General features: G+C 66.7%; 18 protein-coding genes and 1 pseudogene. 12 read left to right on the top strand and 7 right to left on the bottom strand.

The features are described 5' to 3' along the window. Positions 1-58: 58 nt before the first annotated feature. Positions 59-2,287: a pectate lyase gene (locus ACMGFH_RS07115; RefSeq protein WP_415382211.1), complete on the bottom strand. Its 2,229-nt coding sequence runs from the start codon at positions 2,285-2,287 to the stop codon at positions 59-61. A gap of 806 nt (positions 2,288-3,093) precedes the next feature. Between ACMGFH_RS07115 and ACMGFH_RS07110 the strand changes: the two genes are divergently transcribed. Continuing rightward, a complete protein-coding gene (locus ACMGFH_RS07110) occupies positions 3,094-4,140 on the top strand; it encodes a Gfo/Idh/MocA family protein (protein WP_415382210.1) in 1,047 nt (348 codons plus the stop codon). Positions 4,141-4,274: 134 nt separating this feature from the next. Further along, positions 4,275-6,914 (top strand): PGF-CTERM sorting domain-containing protein, encoded by a 2,640-nt coding sequence (locus tag ACMGFH_RS07105; protein WP_415382209.1) that lies wholly within the window; start codon positions 4,275-4,277, stop codon positions 6,912-6,914. A 215-nt stretch (positions 6,915-7,129) separates the two neighbouring features. Here ACMGFH_RS07105 and ACMGFH_RS07100 read toward each other — a convergent pair whose 3' ends face one another. Next, the gene (locus ACMGFH_RS07100) at positions 7,130-8,581 is read right to left on the bottom strand and encodes a pectate lyase family protein (protein WP_415382208.1); all 1,452 of its coding nucleotides are present in this window, start codon (positions 8,579-8,581) and stop codon (positions 7,130-7,132) included. A 157-nt stretch (positions 8,582-8,738) separates the two neighbouring features. Here ACMGFH_RS07100 and ACMGFH_RS07095 point away from each other — a divergent pair, with 157 nt between their 5' ends. The 5 genes from ACMGFH_RS07095 to ACMGFH_RS07075 all read left to right on the top strand — a co-directional run bounded on the left by ACMGFH_RS07095 (position 8,739) and on the right by ACMGFH_RS07075 (position 15,669). Next, a complete protein-coding gene (locus ACMGFH_RS07095) occupies positions 8,739-10,676 on the top strand; it encodes an ABC transporter substrate-binding protein (protein WP_415382207.1) in 1,938 nt (645 codons plus the stop codon). A 137-nt stretch (positions 10,677-10,813) separates the two neighbouring features. Next, entirely contained in the window at positions 10,814-11,008 is a 195-nt protein-coding gene (locus tag ACMGFH_RS07090) for a hypothetical protein (RefSeq protein ID WP_415382206.1), read from the top strand. A gap of 158 nt (positions 11,009-11,166) precedes the next feature. Then, entirely contained in the window at positions 11,167-12,171 is a 1,005-nt protein-coding gene (locus ACMGFH_RS07085; RefSeq protein ID WP_415382205.1) for an ABC transporter permease, read from the top strand. A 140-nt stretch (positions 12,172-12,311) separates the two neighbouring features. Further along, the gene (locus tag ACMGFH_RS07080; protein WP_415382203.1) at positions 12,312-13,436 is read left to right on the top strand and encodes an ABC transporter permease; all 1,125 of its coding nucleotides are present in this window, start codon (positions 12,312-12,314) and stop codon (positions 13,434-13,436) included. A gap of 1 nt (position 13,437) precedes the next feature. Next, a complete protein-coding gene (locus ACMGFH_RS07075) occupies positions 13,438-15,669 on the top strand; it encodes an ABC transporter ATP-binding protein (RefSeq protein WP_415382202.1) in 2,232 nt (743 codons plus the stop codon). A 177-nt stretch (positions 15,670-15,846) separates the two neighbouring features. Here the strand turns inward: ACMGFH_RS07075 and ACMGFH_RS07070 are convergent, their stop codons facing one another. Continuing rightward, the gene (locus tag ACMGFH_RS07070) at positions 15,847-16,737 is read right to left on the bottom strand and encodes a hypothetical protein (protein WP_415382201.1); all 891 of its coding nucleotides are present in this window, start codon (positions 16,735-16,737) and stop codon (positions 15,847-15,849) included. A gap of 127 nt (positions 16,738-16,864) precedes the next feature. On the opposite strand from ACMGFH_RS07070, the pseudogene ACMGFH_RS07065 reads away from it, so the two are divergent. Together ACMGFH_RS07065 and ACMGFH_RS07060 are read left to right on the top strand one after the other, a co-directional pair. Continuing rightward, positions 16,865-17,923: pseudogene (locus ACMGFH_RS07065) on the top strand (lactonase family protein); the annotation flags it as partial. 62 nt (positions 17,924-17,985) lie between these two features. Further along, complete coding sequence (locus ACMGFH_RS07060) at positions 17,986-18,420, top strand: PPC domain-containing DNA-binding protein (RefSeq protein WP_415382200.1); 435 nt, start codon at positions 17,986-17,988, stop codon at positions 18,418-18,420. An 18-nt stretch (positions 18,421-18,438) separates the two neighbouring features. Here the strand turns inward: ACMGFH_RS07060 and ACMGFH_RS07055 are convergent, their stop codons facing one another. The 3 genes from ACMGFH_RS07055 to ACMGFH_RS07045 all read right to left on the bottom strand — a co-directional run bounded on the left by ACMGFH_RS07055 (position 18,439) and on the right by ACMGFH_RS07045 (position 21,113). Then, positions 18,439-18,702, bottom strand: coding sequence for a hypothetical protein (locus ACMGFH_RS07055; RefSeq protein ID WP_415382198.1), 264 nt, complete (start codon positions 18,700-18,702; stop codon positions 18,439-18,441). 336 nt (positions 18,703-19,038) lie between these two features. Then, a complete protein-coding gene (locus tag ACMGFH_RS07050) occupies positions 19,039-19,878 on the bottom strand; it encodes an NAD-dependent epimerase/dehydratase family protein (RefSeq protein WP_415382197.1) in 840 nt (279 codons plus the stop codon). Between the two features lie 101 nt (positions 19,879-19,979). Next, positions 19,980-21,113: a mandelate racemase/muconate lactonizing enzyme family protein gene (locus tag ACMGFH_RS07045; RefSeq protein ID WP_415382195.1), complete on the bottom strand. Its 1,134-nt coding sequence runs from the start codon at positions 21,111-21,113 to the stop codon at positions 19,980-19,982. A gap of 164 nt (positions 21,114-21,277) precedes the next feature. On the opposite strand from ACMGFH_RS07045, the gene ACMGFH_RS07040 reads away from it, so the two are divergent. Then, entirely contained in the window at positions 21,278-22,222 is a 945-nt protein-coding gene (locus tag ACMGFH_RS07040; protein WP_415382193.1) for a dihydrodipicolinate synthase family protein, read from the top strand. Between the two features lie 47 nt (positions 22,223-22,269). Next, on the top strand, positions 22,270-23,214 hold the full coding sequence (locus tag ACMGFH_RS07035) for a dihydrodipicolinate synthase family protein (protein ID WP_415382192.1): 945 nt from the start codon (positions 22,270-22,272) through the stop codon (positions 23,212-23,214). Between the two features lie 157 nt (positions 23,215-23,371). Here ACMGFH_RS07035 and ACMGFH_RS07030 read toward each other — a convergent pair whose 3' ends face one another. Beyond that, entirely contained in the window at positions 23,372-24,616 is a 1,245-nt protein-coding gene (locus ACMGFH_RS07030; RefSeq protein WP_415382191.1) for a mandelate racemase/muconate lactonizing enzyme family protein, read from the bottom strand. A 718-nt stretch (positions 24,617-25,334) separates the two neighbouring features. On the opposite strand from ACMGFH_RS07030, the gene ACMGFH_RS07025 reads away from it, so the two are divergent. After that, positions 25,335-25,640, top strand: coding sequence for a HalOD1 output domain-containing protein (locus ACMGFH_RS07025; RefSeq protein ID WP_415382189.1), 306 nt, complete (start codon positions 25,335-25,337; stop codon positions 25,638-25,640). Positions 25,641-25,665 lie beyond the last annotated feature (25 nt).

The raw sequence follows: 25,665 nt of genomic DNA, 5'->3' as shown, positions 1-25,665 counted from the left end.
CGGGAAAAGAGGGACAGAGAGAAATGAACCGGAGAACCGACGGCGATGCGGACTGAGTTTACGGTTCGACGGCCGCGGCCTGCTCGCGGAGCCAGGCTTTCAGACCGGTCGTCGGCACGTCCAGGGACTGCGTGTTCTCGGCGAGTTCGGGGTAGCCGCCGACGTCTTCCTGATTGTCGATGACGCCGCCCTCGCCGTTGCGGACGGCCTCGACGATCCGCTGGTCGGTCTCGGTGCGGTCGGTCGGTCGCGCACCGGCGTGTTCGAGGTTGTGCGACCGAACCTCGGAGGAGGGAACGGCTTCGAGCGCCTCCGGCCAGAGCGGACGCGAATCCAGCTGGCTGATGCCGTCGCCGATCATCGGCACGTCGGCGTCGTCGCGCTGGACGTTGTCCTCGGCGTAGACGCTGCCCTCGCCGAAGACGTTGGGCTGGTCGGTATGGGGGTCCTCGAAGACGTTCCCGACGATGCTGTGCTGGGTCTCCGGGTCGGCCCACATGCCGTCGCTGTAGTGGTGGACGAAGTTGTTGACGACGACGGTCTCGGTGCCCTGCTTGAGGCGGGGGTTGCGGTCGGTCCCGAGCGCCCAGACGTTGCCCGAGAGGGTGACGTTCTTCGCTCGGTCGCCGATGATCGAGTTGTAGCCGTGCTCGCCCTTGACGTGGGTGGCGTCGTTGAGCGGTTCGGCGACGAGACAGTTCGTCATCGTCGAGTTGTTCGTGTCGTAGCCGACGTTGATGTTCTCGTCGACGCCCCACGTGCCCGTACAGTGGTCGACGACGTTCCCGCTGGTATCGTCGGCCACCTCGATGGCGTCGGGCTGCCACCCCTCTTCCTGTCCGGCGGTACCGGGGCGGACGCGGAGGTGCTGGACGACGCAGTCGTTCCCGTAGACCCAGAGGCCGCCACGGATCAGCGTGACCCCGGGCGACGGTGCCGTCTGGCCGGCGATCCAGCACTTGTCGTTACGGACGTTGAGGTCCTCGGCGCCGAGATCGATCGTCCCGCTCGTCTCGAAGACAACGATGCGTGGGCCGGGGATGCTCGTCGCGGCCGCCAGCGACTCGCGGGTGGGTTCGTCAACGACGACGAGCGGCGTGTCGTCGTCGACCCACGGCGCCATGTCGGCGAACCCGTCGGACGGGTCGACGTTCGAACTGCTGGCCGGGCCCTCCTCGGAACTGCCATCGGAGCCGCTGGGGGTCGAGAACAGCTTTGCGACCGTGCTGAACTCGTTGTCGCCGGTGTCGGCGATCGCGCGGAACTCGTAGTACCGGCGGGGCGTCAGCCCGGAGACGTCGATCTCGACCGAGCCCGGCTCGGAGAGCGTCGTCGCGTCGGTCTGGTTCCACTCGTCGGTCGTCGCCTCTCGGTACTCGTAGCGCACGTCGACGCTGTCCGAGCCGCCCATGCTCGAGAGCGTCCCCTGCAGCGTCGCGGCCTCCGGCGAGGTGTCGGCGCCGAGGTCGGAGACGACGGCGGCCTGCGCGACCGAGACGTTCCCGGAGATGATCGGTCTCCCGAGGTCCTGGTTCTCGGTCGGTTCGACGCCGGAGAGGTTCCGGAACTTCGCCGTCGTCGCGTTGGCGTTGTCGTGGCTGGTCGCCGCGAGGCCCAGGAACACCGTGTCCGGGAGCTCGATCTGGTCGGTGGTGAGCTCGACCATCAGCGTCCAGTCCTCGCCGTTCTCCGAGCCGTAAGCGCGGATCGTATCGCCGACGCGCTCCAGGCGCTGCCAGGTCGCGTTCTCCATCGTGCCGCCTTCGACCCGGCTGAGCGGGGCGCCCGCCTCCGAGGTCGTACTGGTCGTGGACGCGCCGTCTTCCGGGCGCCACTGGGGAGAGATTCCGAAGCCCGGGCGCCTGCGGACCATGACGTTCCGCGCCGTCGGTTCGAGGGCGGCACGGGCCATCAGCCCCGCCTTCGCGTGGGGGTTCGTGTTCGCGAGCGACGTGATCTCGACCCGCGCGTCGAAGTCGCCGCTGACTTCCGCGAAGTAGAAGTGGCCGAGGTCGGTCGTGTCCCAGATGTCCGCGCCGGCCGCCTCGATCGTGATTATCGTCGGGCCCTCCGTGTCGCCGGGGCCCGCGTCGGTCTCCGTGTCGGTCTCCTCGGCCGTCGACTCCGGCGTGTCTGTGGCCGTCGGCGTCTCTTCGCTGTCTGTCGGTTCCGTCTCGTCCGCCGGGGTGTCCGTGTCGTCGCCGCCCGACAACGCGGAACAGCCCGCGAGGCCGGCGATGGAGCCGGCTCCTATCGTTCGGATAAATGTCCGTCTATCGGGATTCATTGTCGTCTGTCTGTACCGGTTATAATGGACGATATTAATCTTTTTGGACGGGAGAGCGCCGTCTCGACGCGGACGGGCCGCTCCGGGTGAGTCACCGAACGTGCGCTCGGCCGCTAGCGAGTCCGCAGACAGCCGATAACGGCCATTGAGCGTCTGTGACACTCATATCACAGATGGTTCTCCTGTGGGGAACACTGGAACTCGCTTGCGTCTCGGTCGTTCCCGATCTGCGATCGTTCCTGGCCCGCTACGGACGATTATCACGACAGAACGACGGAATCTGCTCGTCCACGCCGTCGGTCTCGACGTTCCCTTGCGAAGAACGACGTCTGTCTCGGTCGCCCGGTCGAAGGGCCGCGAGGAGGCGACAGCTGTGCGACGAATCGCCGAGTGGTCGTGACTGAACAGTCACGCCGCGAGACGGGCCAACGACGCGTTCTCGACGGACCTGTCGGAGTATTACAGTAGTAATAGTGTAATTGAATGGTCCAAAGGGGCCGCAGTCCGGAGTACGTAGCTATCGGTGAACAGAGCGGATCGCGTCGTCGGAAGGGAAAAACTGCCGGTTGGACGGATACATCCCGTTCCCTCATAGCGAAAATAGGTCGTAGGTCGGCATATACTCCTGAAAATCGTTTATTACGGCGCAAAGGTGCGGGAAATTCAAACATTGCCGTTCCCGAACGAGGAACGCTCGTTCTGGATCCTATCGGGGAGGGCCGAGGCGAGCGGCCCACTGCGAGTCGACCGCTCGACCGATACCGAGGGAAACAGTTAATGGCGGATTCCGTCAACAGGAACTCGTTATGGACGACCGATCCGATGCGGTAACCGTCGGTATCGCCGGCGTCGGGAGCCTCGGGATCCGGCTCGCGCGCCAGTTCGAGGAACTTCCTGGTTCCGAACTTGTCGCGCTCGCGGACGTGAGCGAAGAGAGTCTAGCCGACGCGGGAGAAGAACTGTCCGTTCCGGCGTCCTCCCAGTACCTCGACTACGAAACGATGCTGGACGAGGAACCGCTCGACGCCGTGGGCATCGCGACGCCGAACGGCCTGCACTACCGACAGGCGTCCGCGGCGCTCGAACGCGGCCTCCACGTGCTCTGTGAGAAGCCCCTCGCGACCAGCGTCGAAGACGCACACGACCTCTGGGAACGGGCGGAAGCGAGCGAGCGCACGTTCATGGTCGGCTACCAGCGCCACTTCAACCCGGCCTACGACCTGGCGCGCGAGCGCTGGGCGCTCGGCGACCGCGAACCCCGCTTCATCACCGGCGAGATCACCCACGACTGGCAGTCGTACTACGAGAACATGGAGGACTGGCGGATGGACCCCGACCTCTCCGGCGGTGGCCACCTCCTCAACGTCGGTACCCACGTCGTCGACGCCATCCTCTGGACCACAGGCCTGACGCCGACGCACGTCAACGCCTACGTCGACTTCCACGACGAGGACCAGATCTTCGACAAGCAGTCCTCGACGATCATCGAGTTCGCGGAGGGCGCGATGGCGAACGTCTCCGACACCGGCGTGGTCGCCCGGACGCGCGAGCACGTCCACATCTGGGACGAAGAGGGCGCGGTCTACCTGGAGGGCCGCGAGTGGGACGACCGGACCGGCATGACGATCGACGCCGACGGCACCGAACACGACCCGTACAACGGCTACGACCGGCGGCTGAGCAAGGGCCAGGCGTTCCTCGACGCGGTCGAGACGGGCGAGGAGCCGCCCGCCACCGCGCTGGACGGCCTCAAGGCCGTGGTCGTGACCATGGCCGCCTACGAGTCGGGCCGGCGGAACGAGCGGCTCTCGCTCGTCGAGGAGTTTCCGTTCCTCGACGGCGTCTTCGAGTGAGCCGGCCGGGACGAACGTACGTCCCGTCTATCCGTCGTCTTCCGGTCAGCGACTGACGAGATCGTGCCGAAAGATCACAAACATATATAAGGTGCTAAGTCAACGATTGGGACGTATATTCCAGTGGTTCAACAATGAAAGAACGATCGAACGCGATCGGAGCCGTCTTCTTCGCGACAGTGATGATCCTCTCCGTCATGGCGGGGACAGTCGCCGTCGCGGGGGCACAGACGGGTACAGACGACGTCGAACAGTCGACCGTCGACAGCGAAGCGGCCCTGGCGACGCTCGACAACGGGAGTGCGAAGGCGCTGACGATCTCCTGGTTCCGCGACCCGGGTGAGGCCAACGGCCCGTACCCGGTCCCGCCGAACGAGTACGACGGCAACGAGTCGGAAGGCATCGAGATGTTCACGAACGCCGAGGGCGACCGCGAGCTCATCGTCGACAACTCGACCGCGCGAAACCCCAACGGCAAGTGGGACATGCTCGCGCTCCACGTCGAGACCGACGGGCTCGAAGCCCTGAACCCGCCCGCCGAGGGCGGCGACAAGGGCCTGGTCACGCAGGCGTTCATCGAGAACGAGAGCTGGGACCTGACGGTCGAACAGGTCGACGGCGAGAAGTCCCTCGACATCGCTGCGAACCAGGAGGACTACGCCGAGCCGGAACTCAGCCAGCCGACCGAGGCCGACATCCCACCGGTGATGGTCTTCGCCGACACCGAAGAGGTCGAGGGTGACATCACGCGGGGCGACGAGCCCGACACCGGGCTGTACGTCTGGGTCGACCCCAACCGCGCGACGCTGAGCGCCGACGGTGAGAACGCGAGCTTCGAGACGGGCGAGGAGTACGAGGCCACGTTCGACGTCGAGGGCCAGACCGAGACGGTCTCCTTCGAGATGGTCGACGGCGGCGCCACGATGAACGACAGCTACGCGCCGGCGAACTCCTTCAACCAGGAGATCACGGCGAACACGACCCTCATGACGGGGTCGCGCGCCAAGATGGTTCTCGTCCCCGACAACGAGACGCGGGAGAACCAGACGGCGACCATCGAGACCGAGGGCAACCTCAACCTCGACGAGGACGACAAGGGGACGATCCCCTACGGCTTCCTGACCGGCAAGTTCGACTTCAGCGGGATGGCCGACGAGTCGTTCGACGTGCACCTCTACGCGCCGGGGTACACCAACGAGACGCTATCGAGCGACTTCCGTGACCAGGACGTCCTGCTCGAAGACGAGTACCGCATCGAGATCGCGAACGGCTCGGGGACGGTCCGCGACGTGCTCCAGCCGGACTACACGATCGAGAACGCCACCATCCGGGATTCGAAGACGATGACCATCGCGTACACGAACCCGGACCACGACACGCCGGAAGGGATCGGCACCCAGATCGGCGACGGCCACGCCTCCGGCGACTCGACGATCGCCTACAACACGAACGTCAACGAGTCGTACTACGACGAGATGTGGCTCCACTACGAGACGAGCACCGAGATCTTCGAGGCGATCGACCTCTCGCCGGGCCGCGACTCTGTCGAGAAGTTCCAGAACTCGCCGCTCTCGCTGAACGTCACGCAGACCAACGCGGAGGACGGCACACCGCTCAGCCTGGACCTCTCCGAGAACTCCTCGGGCGTCTACGTGGTGCCCGACAACAGCTCCTCGGACCCGCGCATCTACAACTCCAGCGAGCAGACGGGGCTGTTCTTCTCGTTCAAGCTCAACGAGATGACCTTCTACGAGGACGGCGAGCCGACCCAGCCCGACGTCGGTGACGAGTTCGAGGCGACGCTGACTATCGACACCGAACAGGGCGAGAAGACGGAGACGACGACGTTCCGCATCGTCGAGGGCAAGGCCGTCGCGGTCACGCCCGGCGACGAACTCCGCCTCCAGCAGTCCGAGGAGGCCCAGGTCCAGTTCAACTCGACGCTGGCCCGCGGCACGGCGATGAGCGTCAGGCTCGTCGCCACCGCCGACAACGGAACCGTCATCATGGACGAGAGTACCGGCGAACTGGGCCTGAGCGGCCTGGGCCCGCAGATCTGCTGTGACGGCCCGTCGACGGCCCCGTGGGGGACGATCTCCGCGAACTTCGACACGAGCGACCTGCCCGTGGGCACGGACGTCACCGCCTACGCGTCGGTCGTCGCGGACCTCCCGGACGCCTACGAGACGCCGCTCGTCGTCCAGCAGATCGACGGCGAGATCCGGGCGCAGCCGACCGGGAGCGTCTCGGTCAGCGACCAGTCCGGGTCGGGCGAGACGGTCACCGTCGACAGCGTCGAGCTGAGCGACGGCGGGTTCGTCTCCGTCCACACCGGCAGCCCGCAGGGGCCGACCATCGGAGAGACCGACTACCTCGAAGCCGGTAGCCACGAGGGCCTGGAAGTCGAGCTCTCGGAGCCGGTCGAGGAGGACACGACGCTGTACGTTCTCGTCCACCAGGACACGAACTTCAACGAGGAGTTCGACTTCCCGGCCGAGGACGGCGCCTACCAGACCGACGCCGGCGAGCCGGTCTCCGGTAGCCTCGCGTACACGGCCGAGTCGACCGCGACGGCGACCCCGACCGCGACGCCGTCGCCCACGCCGACCGCGACGGCGACCGCGACGCCGACCGACGCGCCGGACGACGGCGGCACCGCGACGCCGACCGACGAACCGCCGGAGACGACGGCCGGTGACGGCCCCGGCTTCGGTCTCGCCGCCGCACTCGTCGCGCTGCTGGCCGCCGCGCTGCTCGGCCGCCGCCGCGACTGAACCTCCGCGACTCCATTCTTTCGACGCGCTCCCGACGACCAGTGGGTACTGCGCGCCGCGACGCGAGGCGTTCGGACGGCCCGGTGATTCGACTGTTCGGACGATCTGATGATTCTGCCGTCCAATCGTTCGAAATCGCGTCCGCTCTCGGGGCACGGGGTTTCACGAAAAGAAACGAGAAAGGACGTCCGGACCGCGCTGTCAGGGACTGCGGTTCAGACCGACTCGACGGAGACGGTGAACTCGCGGATCCACTCGGCGACCCCCTCGTCGGGGACGGACAGTTCACGGGTCGTCGGCTCCAGTTCGGGGTAGCCGCCGACGTCGTCCTGGCTGTCGATCGGCGAGCCCGACCGGTCCCGTACGTCGGCGACGATGCGTCGGTCGTGGTCGGTTCGATCGGCGGGCCGCGCGCCGACGCCCGCGAGTACGCTCTCGTAGGCGTCGCTCCCCCGCCGCGTCGTGAGTCCGTCGGGCCAGACCGGGCGCTCGGAGAGCGACTCGATGGGCGCTCCCTGGTCGACGACGGGCATGGAGGGGTCGGTCTCGTTGTACGCGACGTACGCCCGCACGGGGCCGTCCGCGTCGGTGAAGGTCGCGCCGACGACCGGTTCCGACTCGTCGGTGATCGACCCGGCGCGGTAGTAGTTCCCCACGATGGACGCTGTCGTCTCGTCGGGCACGCCGCCGCCCAGGTTCGTCCCGCGGTCGAAGTTGTACATCACGTTGTTCACGACCGCGGAACTGGTCCCGCCTTTCAGTCGCGGGTGACGGCCGACGTTGTGCGCCCAGAGGTTCCCAGCGATAGTGACGTTGTCGCTGTTGTTCATCACGAGCGTCCCCATGGAGTGGTCGCCTTTCGGGTGGATCGAGTCGACGAGACACTCGGCGATGAGGTTGTTGCTGATCGTCACGTCCGGGGCGTCCGGGGAGTTCGTCGAGAGGGTCTCGTCGGTCCCCCAGGTCGCCGTGCAGTGGTCGATGACGACGTTAGACCCGCCGTCGTTGCCGATGGCGTCGATCGGGCCCGAGAGTTCGTCCCCCGGGCGGACGCGCAGGTGCTGGAGGATCACGTTGTCCGCGTTCACGTGGAGGCCGCCTCGAATTATCGTGATGCCGGGCGAGGGCGCGGTCTGACCCGCGACGAAGACGTTCGGGCGGGAGACGGTCAGCGTGTCTCCCCCGAGGTCGATCACGCCGCCGACCTCGAAGACGACGATCCGCGCACCGGAGCGGTCGAGCGCCCACCGGAGCGACCCCTCGCCCGACGCGTCGAGGTTCGTGACTTTCACCACGTCGGGCATCGCGCCCGAGAGCCACGTCGCGTCGGCGAACCCGTCCGTGGGCGCGACGTGCGAACTCGGTGACTCGCTCAGGAGGCCGGCGTCGAAGCCCGGCGCGACGGTTGTCGCCGTTTCCGTCGGCGTCTCCGTCGGCGTCCCCGTCGCAGTCTCCGTGGGTTCGGGGGTCGGCGTCGGCGCGGGCGAGTCCGTCGGTTCGTCGGTGGCGTCGGGCTCGGGGGTCGGCGTGTCCCCGCCGTCGAGGGCGTTACAGCCCGCTGTGGCACCCGCCGCGCCCAGGCTCGCGAGGGCGATGAGTCGTCGTCGCGAAATCGCCGGTTTCGGGGCTCCGTCACTGTCGCTGCCTGATCCGCGCTCCTCAGTCATACCCGTCTCCATGCGTTTCCCGCCGTTAAAGATGCCGGAGCGCGACGCGACCGCCCGGGCGATCACGGGCCGAATCCGCCCGACCCAGCGTTGGTTCCGGAAACTAGTCACTTCAAAGATAGTTAAGTATATATAGTGTCATGTGCAAAGTCGGGTTATGCCAGACTTTGACAACTGGCGATCAGACGGGAGTACGAGACGTGACTTTATCAGGGCCGGTGCCGCCGGAAGCGTCATCCTGCTCGCCGGTTGCTCGGGGAACGACGGAACCCCGACACCAGGCGACGGAGGCGACGGTGGCGACGGAGGCGACGGCGGAGATGGCGGCGACGGTGGCGACGGAGGCGACGGGACCTCCGGCGACGGCGGCGACGGGATGTCCGGCGTCAACGACGCCCGGTTCCGCCTGTTCGACCACGCCGACGCGGCCCCGCCCGAGCGCCACCTGAATCCGTGGAACCCGGCGCAGACTGGCTGCTGGTGGCCCGGTGCGGCGATCATGGACCGCCCGGCGGCCTACAGCCCCTCGGCGGACGAGATCATCCCCGTGATGATCGAGGACTGGGAGATGACGGACGACACGACCCTCGAGGCCACGTTCCGCGACGACTACACGTGGCACAACGGGGACCAGTTCGTCGCCCAGGACTACGTGATGGAGCAGCAGATCGAACTGGCGATCCTCGAGGCGCAGGCCGAGGAAGGCGAGAACGCGCACGTCGCGATGGAGAGCATCGAGGCGGTCGACGACCAGCTCGTCCGCGTCAACCTCCACACGCCGTACGCGCCGAAGTTCGCGATGCAGAACACCATCGCCGACTTCCACGGCAACCTCGCACGCGGGGTCTTCACGAAACACGACGACGATCAGTGGAGCGACTGGCACGAGCGCCTCCGCAACTCCTCGGGCGACGACAAGACGGCCGTCATCGAAGAGATCACGACGGCCAACTACCCCGCGATCACCGACGACCCCATCGGCCACGGGCCGTTCCAGATCGCGAACGTCGGCGACAACATCATCGTCTGCGAGCTGTACGAGGACCACCCGAACGCGGAGAACATCAACTTCCGGGAGTTCGCGATGCGGAACTTCCCGAACACGAACCAGCCGATCCAGCCGTACTCGAACGACCAGGTCGACGCGACCGCTGGCGGTTTCCCGGTTCAGAACGACCTGGAATCCCAGCTGCCCGACACGCACTCGCTGTACCGCGAGGCGCGGTCGGCTAACAGCCTGTTCACGTTCAACTGCGGCGCCAACAACGACTACGACACGCCGGTCAACGACCGGAACGTCCGCAAGGCCATCTGCCACGTGTTCGACCGCCAGTCGGTCGATCCGCTCCTGCAGGGCGTCAAGCGCCGCTTCGAGTGGGCGCCGTGCCGCGTCCCCGGCCGCATCCTGGAACTCGGTGAGCACGAGGCCACCGAGTGGGTCAAGGACTTCGAGATGTACGGCCAGAACGACACCGAGCGCGCCGCCGAGTACCTGCGCAAGGCCGACTTCGAGCAAGACAGCAACGGCAACTGGCTCACGCCGGACGGCGAGCAGTGGGAACTGGAGTTCCTCAACGCCACCGAGCGCACGGACTTCCAGGTGCTCCAGAAGAACCTCGAGGCGTTCGGCGTCAGCGTGACCCAGAACTCCGTCGACTCGGCGACCTTCGACGAGCGCCGTCAGAACGGCGAGTACGAGATGATCCCCGACGGCTCCTCGGCGAACGGCATCACCGCGATGTGGGCGCCGGGCCTCGTCGTCGACTGGCTCTCCAGCCTCGCGCAGTTCTCGCTCGACGCCGAGATCCCGATGCCTATCGGCGACCCCGAGGGTTCCAGCGGGACGAAGGAGATCAACGTCGCAGACCACATCCAGAGCTGGCAGACGACGGGCGAATCCCAGTACCACAAGGAGCTGATGTGGTGGTGGAACCAGCACGTCCCGGAGCACGAGAACATGTACGAGCCCGACGCGGGCGCGTTCAACACGGCGAACTGGTCGCTCAACGCCCCCTCGGAGATCACCGAGGGTATCGACGACGCGCTGTTCATCGCGACGAAAGTCGGCGACGGCATCAGCTACACCGGTAACTGACTGGTCGACCCGCCGTCGACGGCCCCGATTCTCTCCGCTTTTTCCGCCGTCCCGCACCGTCGCGGAGCCGCTGCGCTCTCGACGGACGTCGATGGGCCGAGCGAACGCTTATATCTCCGCGGCGTCAGTCGGGGGATATGGGACTGCTCAAGTCCGCGGCGAAGGTGATACTCGGGGTCGACATCCTCTTTCTGCTGTTGCTGGCGTTCTGTTTCTACTACCTGGAACCGGGAACCGCCCCGTACGTCGTCGCACAGCTCACGCTCGTCCCGACGGTCCTGTCGTTCGTCGCTAGCGCCATCGTCATCCGCACGGAATGGGAACCGTTCTGAGTCCGCGGCTGTACCGAGAATCCCGAGACGGCGGTCGTGTTGGAAGTGATTCTGGACCGCGGTCGTGACAGGGGGGCGACCGATTACGGGTGCGCGCGCGGGCGGTGGAGGGATACATTCAAGGGGTTCGGAGTCACTACCCTTCAAGTAGTAGGATCATGGTAAACATAGACTGGCGTCTGCGCAGGTTAGGGCAGACAGCGTTCACTTCGTGGGCCGTTATCACGCTCTCGTTCGTGATCGTCCGGATGATGCCGGGCAATCCGATGGGGGCGATGATCCAGCAGCTCGAACGGCGTGGGATGGACCCGGTGCGGGCACGACAGCTGGTCGAGCTCCGGCTGAGCATCGACCCGACGAAACCGATACCGGCGGCGTACGTCGACTACATGGTAAACATGGTCCAGGGGAACCTGGGCCAGTCGGTGTACTACCAGGAATCGGTCGTCGACATCATCGCACAGGCGCTCCCCTGGACGCTGTTCGTGTTGAGTTGGGCGACGTTCATCAGCTTCTTCATCGGTATCTCCGTCGGCGCCCTGATGGCATACTGGGAGGGCGGGAAACTGGACGTGGGACTGACATCGTGGGCGATCTTGATGGGGTCGATCCCGTTCTACGTGCTGGCGATCATGTTACTCATCTTCATGTCCTACCGGTGGGGCATCTTCCCGACGGGCGGCAAGCAGCCGACCGGCGTCGAACCGGGGCTGACGTGGCCGTTCATCTCAGGGGTGATACGACACGCGGCGCTGCCCATCATGTCGATGATCGTCGCTTCGGGGGTGGCGTCGCTGGGGATGCGCGGGAACGCGATCCGCGTCCTCGGCGAGGACTACTTGCGAGTCGCCCGACTCCGCGGGCTCTCCGACGTGACCATCTCGACGCAGTACGTCGCGCGGAACGCGATCCTCCCGATGTACACGACGCTGCTCATCAGTATCGGTGAGATGTTCGGCGGGTCGATCGTTCTGGAGCAGGTGTTCCAGTACCGCGGCATCGGGTGGTACATGCTGTCGGCGACCTATCAGCGCGACTACCCACTGATGATGGGCGGGTTCGTGGTGATCACGCTCGCGGTCGTCATCGCGCTGCTGATCGCCGACCTGACGTACGGCTATCTGGACCCGCGAGCCCGAGGGCAGGAAAGTGAATCGTACTGATACCCACCGGACGGGCGCGCGTCCGTCCCCCGAACTGCGGCGTGGGGCCGCGACGACGACTGGACCCCGTCACGGACGAGCGAATCACAGAGACATGGAATCCACCGAGCGATCAGAGACGACGGCGGAGGGATCGACACATGAGTGACTCGACCGACGGATCGGACCGACGCGACCACGCCGACGCCCTGGAAGCCATTCCGGACGCCGACGGGGCGACCGACGACCCGGTCGCGCGGACCGACGGCGGCAACGTCGGCGTCGACTCCCCCTTCGAGGTCGTCTCCTCGGTCGAGGAGACGCGACTCGACAGGGTCCGGAAGCTCTACGACTCCTACGTCCGCGCGCCGTTTCTCATCATCTGGACGGACTGGCGCGCCCGGATCGGCTTCACCGTGGTCTTCTTCTACCTCTTCATGGGTATCGTGGGCCCGCACCTCGTCCAGCCGGTCGAGGTCGGCGAGGCCGGCGCGCTGGCGAAGCCGTTCCAGAACTGGGACTACCCGCTCGGGACCGACCGGATGGGTCGGGACCTCCTCTCGCAGGTGGTCTACTCGACGACCGAGATCCTGAAGATGGTCTTCGCGGGCGCGCTCGCGACCGTCGGGGTCGGGACGCTCGTCGGCGCCATCGCCGGCTACAAGGGCGGCTGGGTCGACACGGTCCTGAGTTCGATCACGGACATCTTCATCAACCTGCCGGGCCTGCCGACGGTGATGGTGCTGGCGCTGTTGCTCCCCATCGGGAACAACCCGTTCGTCGTCGGACTCCTGCTGAGCATCGCCGCGTGGGGCGGGCTCGCCCGCGCCATCCGCTCGCAGATGCTCACGCTGCGCGGGGAGTCGTTCGTCGAGGCCTCGCGAGCGATGGGCATCCCCAACCGGGACATCATCTTCAAGGAGATCGTCCCGCACCTGATGCCGTTCGTCGTGATCAACCTGACCAACGCGGCCCGCCGAGTCATCTTCTCGGCGGTCGCGCTGTACTACCTGGGCATCCTGCCGTTCGAGAAGCTCAACTGGGGGATCACGCTCAACCAGGCGTACAGCTTCGGCGCGCACTACCGACCGGGCGCGCTCCACTGGTTCCTGGTGCCGATGGTCGCGATCATCGTCTTCTCCGTGGGGCTCATCCTCCTCGGACAGTCCCTGGACCGCGTGTTCAACCCGCGGGTCCGCGCCCGCCACGAGAAGCGCTCGGGCGACGCTGGCCCGGAGGGCGAAGACGACGACATGAGCGGCGAGAGCATGGTCGGAGGTGTCTGAAATGACAGTATCTGAGACGGACTACGAACGGACGGTGACGCACAGCGACCCGATCCTGCAGATGCGGGACACGACGGTCTCGTTCGACATGGAGCGGGGCGAGTCCCGCGTCCTCGACAACGTCGACATGGACATCGAGCGCAACGAGGTGCTCGGCGTCGTCGGCGAGTCGGGCTCGGGCAAGTCGATGTTCGCCTCGGCCCTGCTCGACGCCGTCGTCGATCCGGGCTACCTCGACGGGAACATCACGTACAACCCCGGCGACGGCGAGTCGCTCGACGTCCTCGAACTGAGCAAGCAAGAGCGGAAGCAGTACCGCTGGGAGGAGGTCTCGATGGTGTTCCAGGGGGCGATGAGCTCGTTCAACCCCGTCCGTGACATCGAGACGCACTTCGTCGAGACGCTGGAGGCCCACGATTACGACGTCCGCGACGGCATGGAACGGGCGCGCCAGATACTCAGCGACCTGTACCTCGACGCCGACCGCGTGCTCGACTCCTACCCGCACGAACTCTCCGGCGGGATGAAACAGCGCGCGCTCATCGCGCTGTCGCTGGTGCTCGAACCCGAAGTGCTGGTGATGGACGAGCCGACGGCCGCGCTCGACCTGCTGATGCAGCGCTCCATCATCTCCCTGCTGGAGAACCTCAAGGAGCGCTACGACCTGACGATCGTCTTCATCACGCACGACCTGCCGCTGGTCGCCGACATCGCGGACCGCGTCGGCGTGCTCTACGCCTTCGAGTTCGTCGAACTCGGACCGACCGACGAGATCCTCGAAGACGCCGCGCACCCCTACACGCGGATGCTGCTGAAGTCGACGCCGAACCTCGAATCGCCGATCGAGAACATGCGGCCGGTCGAGGGCTCGGCGCCGGACCCGGTGAACGTCCCCGAGGGCTGTTCGTTCCACCCGCGCTGTCCGCTGGCCGACGAGCAGTGCGTCGACGTCGACCCCGGCCCGTACGACGCGGGCGAGGGGCGGTTCGTCCACTGTCACCACTGGGAGCACTCCGCCGAGGAGATCCCGATGACCGAAGACGCGGACACGCCGGAACTCACCGACGACGGCTCCGAGATGCGCTCGACCAAGCCCGTCCCGGACCGCGATGGCGAGCAGCCCGTGCTCTCGATGAACGACGTGGAGGTCCACTTCGAGAAGGAGGCCGGCTTCCTCGACTTCTTCGACGACCCGCCTGCGGTCAAGGCCGTCGACGGTATCGACCTCGACATCTACGAGAACGACGTCGTCGTCCTGGTCGGCGAGTCCGGCTGTGGGAAGACGACCCTCGGCAAGACCGCGGTCGGCCTGCAGCGGCCGACCGGCGGGAGCGTCGAGTACCGCGGCAACGACATCTGGGACGTCCGCGACGGCGGCGGCGACGGCTCGGTCTCGTGGAGCGAGATCCGACGGTCGCTCCAGATCGTCCACCAGGACCCCGGCAGCGCGCTCAATCCCCATCGGCGCAACAGCAAGATCCTGGAGGCGCCGCTCAAGCGCTGGCACAAGGACCTCGACGGTAACGACCGTCGCCAGCGCGTCATGAGCATGCTCGAACACGTCGGGATGACGCCCCCCGAGGACTACTACGAGCGGTACCCACACCAGCTCTCCGGCGGGGAACAGCAGCGCGTCGCGCTCATCCGCGCGATGCTGATGAACCCCGAGGTCATCCTCGCGGACGAGCCGGTCAGCGCGCTCGACGTGAGCCTGCGCGTGGAGATGATGGACCTCCTCATCGAGCTGCAGAACATGTTCGACACCTCGTACCTGTTCATCTCCCACGACCTCGCGAACGCCCGGTACATCGCCGAGCGGACCGGGGGGCGCATCGGCGTTCTCTACCTCGGCGAACTGGTCGAGATCGGGCCGCCGGAGCAGGTCATCAACAACCCCCAGCACCCCTACACGCAGGCGCTGCGCTGGGCGACGCCGGAGCTCGACCCCGAAGAGGAGCGCGCCGAGGAGTCACCGATCCGGGAGATCGACATCCCGGACCCGACGAACCCGCCGAGCGGCTGCCGGTACCACACCCGCTGTCCCGAGGCACGCGAGGTGTGCGCCGAGCAGACGCCCGGATCGTACGCGGCCGAGACGGGGAGCCAGTCCCACCGTGGGGCCTGCTTCCGGATGGTCGACGACCACGAGTACTGGCAGAGCGAGTCCATCGTCGACGAGGACGCCGAGGACGACTTCTCCGCCAGCGGTCAGCCCGCCCCGTCGGACGACTGACGACGAGGCCGTCGCCGCGATTCTCGCGTTTTCTCACGTGTCGTCCTCACGCCGTGTCTTCACGCATCGTTCCCACGCTTCGGTAGACGCGTGAGCCGATGGTAGTCGTCGCTCGAAGAAAACTGCTCGTGATCGGTCAATCGACTGTGGAACATGTCGCTCGCACCGACAGCGCCCTCACTCGCCGAGCGTCCAGTAAACGGTGACCTGGCCGGCGTCGAGCCGTTCGCTGTACTCGACCCGGAGGTCCGCCCGCTCGGCGGAAACGGGGACGCTCGCGGGCAGGTCGCCCTCGCTGACCGCGCCGGGTTCGAGCTCGCCGCCGCGGTACCGGTCGCGGTTGTCTGAGATGTGCTGGAAGGAGTACTCCTCTTCTCCCCGGAAGAACCCGATGTCGGAGACGAGCGGCGCTCTCGCCGACTCGTCGCTCTGATTCTCGGCACGGACCGTGCCGACGGCCCACTTGTCGCCGTCGACGGGGTCGGCGGTCGCCTCGCCGTCGCTGCCTTCGTAGGTGTAGGTCTCCCCGAACTCGACGTCGTGGAACGACAACGCGATGCCGTTGGGGAGGAGGTGTCTGTCGCCGAGTGAGAGCTCTCGGGCGACGAATCGCGTCCGGGCGACGGGCTCGGTGTTCGCGAGGCGGTACGACCCCGGTTCGACGTAGTGGTTCGGCGGCAGATCGACCGTCTCTGTCACCGTCTCGTCGGCTCCCACGCTCGTCTCGACGCTCGCATCAGTCGTCGTCCACTCGCCGGTGCCGACCTTCGCTTCGACCGTCGAGGCGAACGACCCCGACTGCCCGCCGGTGTTCTCCAGCGTCACCGAGAGCGCGCCCGCGGTCCCGATCTCGATGGTCGAGGGGGCGGACACGTCGGTCACCGCGACGGACGCGGGGGCCGCCGTCGCTGTCTCCGTTCGCGTCGGCGTGTCCGTCGACGCGCCGCCGTTCGACTGCGTCTCGGTCGCCGGCCCGTCGTCTCCGGACGGGGAGTCGGTCGCGCTGTCCGTCTGGCCGCACCCGGCAGTGACTGCCGCTGCTGTCGCGAGAAACGCGCGGCGATCCATATCCCAGTGTTACGGTCTCACAGTAAGGTCCTTTCGGTGACCGCGCCGCTCCGGCGGCGTCGCTCCGCTCGCCGGCGCGGCGGAGAGACGACCGGTCGAATGAAGGTGACACCGGGCGTACGTCGGTTCGATGACCGACACGGAGTACCTCGCGCTGGTCTGCTCGACGGCCGGCGACGACGACGCCGGCGTCCACGCCTACGCCTACGACGCGGAGGAGGGGACGCTGTCCGAAACGGCGTCGACGCCAGTCGAGCACCCGATGTACCTCGCCGTCCACCCAGACCACGACAGGGTCTACGTCGCGAACCGGACGGGCGACGGCGCGGTGAGCGCGTTCGCGGTCGACCGGGGAGACGGGTCGCTCCGCCGCCGCGTCGACCGGTCGAGCGAGGGCGTCGGCCCCTGCTACGTGAGCGTCGACCCCGAGGGGCGGTACGCGTTCGTCGCGAACTACGGGGGCGGAACAGCGGCGATGTACCCCATCGACGACGACGGCGACCTGGGCGCGGCCTGCGACGTAGTCGCCCACCGGGGCAGCGGCGCGGACCCCGACCGACAGGGCGAACCCCATCCCCACTCGGCGGTCCCCGGTCCCGACGGCGAGTTCGTCTACGTCCCGGATCTGGGGACCGACCGGGTCGAGGCGTATCGGATCGACGCCGCGGCCGATCGACTCCGCCCGGAGGATTCGCTTGGTGTGGACCTCCCGCCCGGAACGGGGCCGCGACACCTCGCGTTCGGCCCCGACGGCGAGTTCGGTTACCTCGTCGGCGAGCTGGATTCGACGGTGACGACGCTCGCGCGTGACACAGATACGGGCGCGCTGACCGTTGTCGAAACCGCGAGCACGGTCCCCGACGACGCCTCGGCCGCGGACAACTCCCCCTCCGACGTACACGTCCACCCCGCCGGCCGGGTGTACGTCTCGAACCGGGGCCACCAGAGCGTCGCCTCGTTCGCGGTCGACGACGACGGGACGCTCTCGCCGCTTGGACACACTCCCACGGGTGGTGCGAATCCGCGAGACTTCGCGCTCGACCCGGCCGGTCGCTTCCTCCTCTGCGAGAACCGCGACGACTTCACCGTCGTCAGTTTCGCCGTCGCGGAGGACGGCGGACTGGACGAGCGAGTACGTCGCTCGGTCCCGAAGCCGACCTGTCTCGCGTTCGCCCGGCGAGCGTGATCCGCACGCGGGGGCATCGGTAGGGGCAGATTTATTCTTCGCGCGGCCGACCGGAGAGGTGTATGGAGACCTTCGAATCAGACGATGGACACGTGATCGTCCGTCTCGACCGCGGCGATATGGCACTGGAGTCGATCGAGGCTGCCTGCGAGGAACACGACGTCGACACCGGCGCCGTGGTGTCGGGCATCGGCACGTTCAGCAACCTCAATATCCACTACGTCAACCGGACGGACCTCCCGGAGGACCAGTCCGACAGGAACGTCGACCTCGAACTGGAGGGGTCCTGGGAGATCACGAATATCGGGGGCGCGATCGCCGACGGCGAACCGCACCTCCACGTCACCGCGTTCAACGGCGAGCGGACGGTCGGCGGTCACCTCGAAGAAGGCTGTGAGGTGAACGTCCTCGGGGAGTTCACGATCCGCAAGATCGACGGGCTCTCGCTGACGCGGGATCCCGGAGAACACAACGTCTCGCAGTTGACGGAGCGATAGCGGCGCGGCCGACTGTTCTCACCGACGGCGCCACCAGATCAGCGTCCGCCCGACCGTGCCGACGACCACGAGGGCGACGCCCCAGAGCAGGAAGATTGTCGCCCAGACGCCGGATATCCCGCGGACGAGGAATCCGACCTGGATCGCGGCCTCGATCGCGATACCGAGGAACGCAAGAAAGACTCCCATCGCCGCGACTCTCACCAGTACCGAGTCCTTGAGTTCCGACGCCGCCCGCGTCGTGAGCCTGTTCGCGCCGCTCGCGTTCGTGCTGGTCGCCATTACCGGTATCTGCGGTACACTCCTATAAATTGGTTTGGGTCGGTACGCCCGGTCACGGAAATATAAGAAAACCAATGATTAGGAGAAAGCATATATATTCGAGTTCCGAAACGGGAACTGTCCCGACCCCACGCGGGACAGTGTACAGACATCGAACCGATCCCCGAAACCACTCCGCGCAAATCCACCCGCGGTACTGCTGTCTGCACTCGGCGACGGGACCGCTACCGGGCGCGCAGATCCACCCTGCCATGACTCGGCGGGCGGTCCCGTTCGCGAGGCTATCTCTTTCGACTCACGTGAAAAGCGACGGCGTCGTTCGTCGTGTGTCCGGAATCAGGCCGGGGGTTCGTCCCACTCGTCGCCGTCGTCCTGGGGATTGTAGTCGATCAGCGACCGGGCGTGTTCGAGGTCGAACCATCGGCGCTGATTGTCGCTGACGCCGTAGAAGGTGCCGTATTCGACGTTGTCGTCCTCGAGACAGCACTCTACCTGATGAGCGAAGTCGCGGCGGGACTGCCAGGTGCACTTCATGCGCGCGACGGCCCGGTCGTACTCCGGGCTCCCGCGCTCGAAATCCCCGTCGTCGACGCCGGACTCGGCGTTGCCGTAGGGGTGGTCGTACTCGGGCATGTTGACGGTCCCGACGCGCAGCGAGTAGACGCGCTTGGGGTACTCGTACTCCTCGACGTAGTAACGGGCGAGGTCCTCGCCGAAGCTCTTGGAGGCGCCGTAGTAGGAGTCCGGGCGGACCGGGTCCGTGTGGTCGACGAGGAGACTGTAGTCCCGGCTGTACAGCTCTGGCGCGTGTTCGATTTCGTACTTCCCCACGACGTGGTTGGTCGAGAGGAAGACGAAGGTCTCCAGTTCCTCCTCGCGGGCGGCTTCGAGGGCGTTGTACGCCCCCACGATGTTCGGTTCGAGCACGTCAGTCCAGTCGCCGTCCGTGTAGGGATAGGCGGCCATGTGGATCATCGCGTCGCGGCCCTCGGAGGCCGCACGGAGCTTCTCGCCGTCGGTGACGTTGCCGACGATGGTGTCGTAGCCGCCGTAGGGGTGGTCGTCCGGCCGGTCCGACCGGTTGTAGTACGTGAAGTCGTAGGCGTCGTCGCCGTGCAGGTGGTCGATCAGCGCCGTCCCGCAGCGTCCGTACGCGCCGGTAACCAGAACGTCCATACCTCATACCGGGTTCGTCCCCCTATGAAAATGTCGGATCCGGCGGGGAGTGGTGACGGCCCGCGATCCCGCTGTCCAGATCGCGTTGGCTCCGCCGTCGCTCAGTCGAGACGGTATCGCTCGATCGCGTCCTCGTCCACGGTGATACCCAGGCCGGGCTCCTGCGGGACGGCCAGGCGACCGCCGCTCGGGTCGAACGCCGTCTCGAGGATATCGTCGCGCAGGGGGTTGGTGCTGCGGTCGAACTCGACCATCATGGGATCGGGGACGTTGCGGGTGTGGGGGTAGTCGCCGACGCTGGCGGCGAACTGGACGGCCGCGGCGAGGCCGACCGCGCTGTTCCAGATGTGGGGCCGGACCGCGACGTTCTCCGTCGACGCGAGGTCGGCGATGCGACGGGCCTCAGAGAGGCCGCCGCAGCGGGCGAGGTTCGGCTGGACCACGTCGACGAGGCGGTCGTCGATCAGCCGCTTGAACTCGAATCGACCGTAGTGAGCCTCGCCCGCCGCCAGCGGCACGTCGGTCCGCTGTCTCAGCTCCCGGTAGCCCGAGAGGTTCTCCGGCGGTACCGGCTCCTCGACCCACGTGAGGTCGTACTCGGCGATGGCCCGGATCGACCGGATCGCCTGGTCGGGGCGGTAGTTGCCGTTCATGTCGACCATCAGTCGGGCGTCGTCGCCGAGGATCTCCCGCGCGGTCCGAACGCGCTCCACGTCGGTCTCCGGGTCGGCACCGATCTTGATCTTCGCCGCCTCGAAGCCCTCGCTGACGGCCTCGCGGATCGGCTCCGTGATGGGACGGTCGCGCTCCGTGTAGTACATCGTCGAGGCGTAGGGCAGCAACTCCTCGCACTCGGTCCCGCCGAGCAGGCGGTGGACCGGCCGGCCGACGGCCTTGCCGCGGATGTCCCAGCAGGCCACGTCGACGGCGCTGACGACGCTCTGGACGAACACGCTGCCGCCGAAGTGATACGGGTCGGTGTACGACCGGGTCGCGAGGGACTCCGAATCGAAGGGGTCCATCCCGACGACCTCGTCGCGGAACAGTTCGTCGACGGTCGCCTCGACGATGGGGCCGGGCGCGAACGCCTCGCCCCACCCGACGGTGCCGTCGTCGGTCTCCAGGCGCAGGAGCGTCGTCGCTCGGTCGTGGCCGAATCCGCGGGCGTCGCCGAGGCCCTCGCCGTCGGGGAGCCTGTGCGAGAGACCGTAGACGTCGAGTTGGGTGATCTCCATGTCTCAGTGCGATACCCGCCGGCGCATATAGCTTGTGCTGAGCGGCGCGGCCTCGGATCGATCGACCGGAGCACGGTTCGGGACCGCCCGGCAGTCGGACTCGACAGAATCGCGGGACGGAGCGGCAGTCAACGTTTAAGCCCGTGCTAGACCAACCGGCAGACATGGATGGAGGGAGACTGCGAAGTAGCTTCGAGACCGTCGCGTTTACCACGCCGGTGCCGTTCGACCGCGAGGGCGAGGTCGACCACGAGGCGCTGGCCGAGAACCTCTCAGGGATCTACGACGCCGGCGCCCGACTGTTCGTCCCATGCGGGAACACGGGCGAGTACTACGCGCTGACCGACGAGGAACGCGTCGCCGTGGTCGAAACGCACGTCGAGGCGACCGGCGAGGAAGCGACCGTCGCGGCCGGTGCCGCCGGCAACGAGCGGGAGATCCTCGACCTCGCGGCGCGCTACCGGGAGGCCGGGGCGGACGCCGTGATGGTGATGCACCCGGACCACACGTACGTCCACGAACGCGGGCTGAAAGCCTACTACGAGGCAATCTGTGACGGGACTGATCTCGGGGTCGTCGTCTACAAGCGCGGGCCGGAGATCACCCGGGACGTGCTGGTCGCGGTGACCGAACTGGACGAGGTGGTCGCCGTGAAGTTCGCCGTCGACGACGTGCGGGAGTTCGCGCAGACCGTCGAGGACGCCGACGGCGATGTCACGTGGATCAACGGGATCGCCGAACGCTACGCGATCCCGTTCGCGATCGAGGGGGCCTCGGGGTACACGACCGGGGTCGGGAACTTCGTACCCAGGGTGACACTGGCGCTGTTCGAGGCGATCGAGAAGGGCCAGTGGGACCGCGCGCGCCGTATCCAGCGCGCGCTCCGGCCGCTCGAAGACCTCCGCGACGAACCCGGCGAGGGCAGCACCGTCCCGAACGGGAACAACGTCCCGGTGGTCAAACGCGGTCTCGACCTCGCCGGGTACACCGGTGGCGACGTGCGACTGCCGCTCGTCGATCTCGGCGAGACGGACCGCGAACGACTCGAGTCGCACTACGAGCGCCTCGAGTCCTGGACGCCCTCGCGCTCGCCCGACCTGTCGGGCTGACCGGGGTAGACGATGGGTTTATAGGAGATGACGCGGATCTTCACACCATGCGTTTGTCAGACGGCCAGATACGGGAGCGTCTCAGAGGGGTGGCTGTCGGTCTCCTGACACCCTTCGACGACTCCCTGGAAATCGACTACGACAAACTCGCCGATAACGCGCAGGCGCTTTACGACGAAGGAATACGGACGTTTCTGGCGACTGCGAACATCAGCGAATATCACTCGCTCTCACAGGACGAACGGATCGCCATCGCGAAAGCGAGCGTCGAGGCGCTCCCGGACGACGCGTGCGTGCTCGGCGGCGTCGGCGGCAGCACCGCCGACGCGACCGAACTGATCGAAGCGTACGACCGCGACGGCGTCGACGCGATGATGATCATGCCCCCGGACCACACCTACCTCCACGAGCAGGGACTGCTCGACTACTACCGGGAGCTCGACGCCGCCAGCGACCGACCGCTCGTCCCTTACGTCCGCGGGTTCGACCCGTCGGTGGACTACCTCGCCGGTCTCACTCGCGTCGACGGCGTCATCGGCATCAAGTACGCGCTGGAAGACGCGGTGAAGCTCGGTGCCGGCATCGCCGCGGGGACCGACGACGTGGTCTGGGTCGACGGCCTCGCCGAACCGTACGCCGTCTCCTTCTGGGCCGAGGGCGTCGAGGGCTTCTCCGCAGGCGTCAGTAACTTCCGCCCCGAGGTCGGTCTCGCGCTCTTCGACGCGCTGCAGAACGAGAACTGGGAACGCGCTCGCAAACTGCGCAACGTCTGTCTCCCGTATCAGGAGTTCCGCGACGAGACGGGTCAGGACAACACCCTGGTCGGCGCGTCGAGCGTCGCCGCCGTCAAGGAAGGTCTGGAACTCGCCGGCCTCCACGGCGGCGGCGGCACGGTCCGCGAGCCGATCCGACCGCTCACGCCCGACCAGCGCGACCGCGCGGCCGAACTGTACGACCAGCTCGACGACGACATCAATCGCCTCATCGAGTGACGTCGCCGCCCGCTCGCGTGCGTCGTCGTCGCTGACGGATTCGTGCGATTTTCTTCCCCTCGGTTCTCCGCTCTCGAAGTTCATTCCGCAGAGAAACCACCGCTCACGAATCCCGTTCCGCAGAGAAATCCCTCCTCGTCCGGTCGTCAGTCTCCGGTCACTCGTCGTCGTAGTGGAACTCGGTCCAGGGGCCGTCGGTGAAGGGATACTCCTCGATCACGTCCAGGTCAACATCGATGCCCAGCCCCGGCCCCTCCGGGACCGAGAGGACGCCGTCCTCGACGTCGGGTTCGCCCTCGATGATGTCGAAGGCGAGTTCGAAGGGGTACATGCCCGCGACCGTGCCGGCGTCGAGCGCGGGGTCGTTCTCGAAGACCGGGTACTCGAGGAGGCGAGTCTCGGGCGCGGCGGCGACGAGGTGCGCGTTCGCGGCGAGCCCGAGCCAGGTCCCGAAGTTGTGCGGGACGAACTCCACGTCGTCGCGTCCCGCGCAGAACTCGACGGCGTCGCGACAGCCCGTGAACCCCTCGTGGTGGCGCACGTCGCCCTGGAGGAACGAGACGGCGCCCGTCTCGCCGAGGTCGACGAGGCCCTGCGGTGACTCCTCGCTCTCGCCGCCGGCCAGCGGCGTCCCGGTCTCGGCGAGGTCGACGTAGCCCTCGTAGTCGTCCGGTTCGACCGGTTCCTCGACCCAGTAGGCGCCCCGCTCGCCGGCGTGTTCGACCAGGTCTCGGACCGTCTCGCGACCGTAGGCCTCGCCGAGTTTCCACCACGTGTGGACGTCGAGCATGAACTCGGTCTCGTCGAGGGCGTCCGCGAGCAGTTCGACCGTCCGCCGGTCGCCGTCCGGGCCGATACCCGGCCGGTACTTGTACCCGAAGAAGCCCAGGTCCTCGATGACCGCGGCCTGTTCGGCGAAGCCTTCGGGCTCCATATACATCCCGGCGCTGGCGTACAGCGGGAGTTCGAGCGTCGGGTCGGTGTCGTACTCCTCGGCCAGTAGCTCGTAGATCGGGACGCCGTGTTCCTTCCCGCGGAGGTCGTACAGCGCCACGTCGACGGCCGAGATCGCCTCGGTCACGTCGCCGGCTGGGACGTCGGCCGCGCGGATCAGGTCGTGTGCGTCGGTGATCGCGTCGATGCGCTCGCCTTCGAGCGCGTCGGCGACCGGCCCCTCCATGATATCGGCGAACGTGCCCTGCGAGTCGCCCTCGAAGTACTCCGTCATCGCGGAACTGCTCGCGCCGGCCGTCGCGAACCCGCGCCTGCCGTCGGTCGTCTCGACGACGACCAGCACCACGTCACGTTTCAGGAGCCGTCGCGTCCCACCGTGGAACGCGCGGTCCTGGGGCGGGTCGATCGGGGAGGAGAGCGCGTAGCTGTCGATGGCTGCGATGTCCATGGCCTACCACTCGTCCGGGGCCGCTTAAATCATGTGAGACCCACGGACGGTAGCAGAGTTCCCACAAGGGGAACGACAGGAGCTGCACCAACGATCAACTGAGCGCTCACAATCGACTCGATGTGGCCTAAATGCCCGAATATCGCCGATTGGAGCGATGTTGTGCGGGAATATGCGGATCGGCTGATCCGATTTCGTTCCCGTGGTGGGAACGTGCGTGGCGAGAAGAATGAAAGGAATTCGACATACTCCAGTTTGATCGTCGAACCACGCCCGTCGGTGACTGCTCCCACTGGTCTCGTGGGACAGGTATGAGGGGGCTCAGAGAGTCTCTTCGGAGTTCTCGCTCCCAACGTGGCTGCGGCGGTCCGGTCGACGACACTCGATGTCCGTTCGGGCGTAGCGAATCCTGTCTATATCGTACGAAGGGCGCCCGAAACGGTCTTCTCTGGGGCGCGATGGGGACTCTGATTCCCGCTATCCCTGGGAGTTCTTCGGAAAAGGGAGCCGTCTATTACATGCATACGATCGTAATTGTTCGTGGCTCGGGAACCTCGGTAGTCGGAGCGGATCGGCGTGGCGGAGGTGGGCGGTTGCTCGATGGACCTCCGAAAGGGGGGTAGCCGACCCCGATTCGATTTGCGATTGGCGAGTACACGAAACCGTTCGCACGTAAGCGGCGAATACGACTATATCCCTCAGGGGAATCCTCTTCACCGTGTCCGAAGAAACACCAACTATCGTGCTCTCGGTTCTCGAAGCAGTCGCTGCGACGGAACGGACCGACCCGGTCGACCTGCCGCCGCTGTCCGACGCGGTCGATCCGGACGCGCTCAACGCGCTGTTCGACCCGTCGGGGGAACAGCCCGCCCCCACCCGATTCTCCTTTTGCTACGCGGACCACGACGTGACCGTCACCGCCGACGGCAGCGTCCTGGTCGACAGGGACGAGCCGTGGTCACCGACGCTGAGCGGGACGGCCGGGACCCAGCTCCCGCGAACCGACGAACCGCTAGCCGAGTGAGGTCGGAATCGGAGCCCCTCGCAGA

This window comes from Halosimplex rarum, from assembly GCF_047715405.1.
GTDB lineage: Archaea > Halobacteriota > Halobacteria > Halobacteriales > Haloarculaceae > Halosimplex > Halosimplex rarum.
Note: the sequence above shows the minus strand (reverse complement) of the source record. Positions and strands in the feature narration are given on the sequence as shown.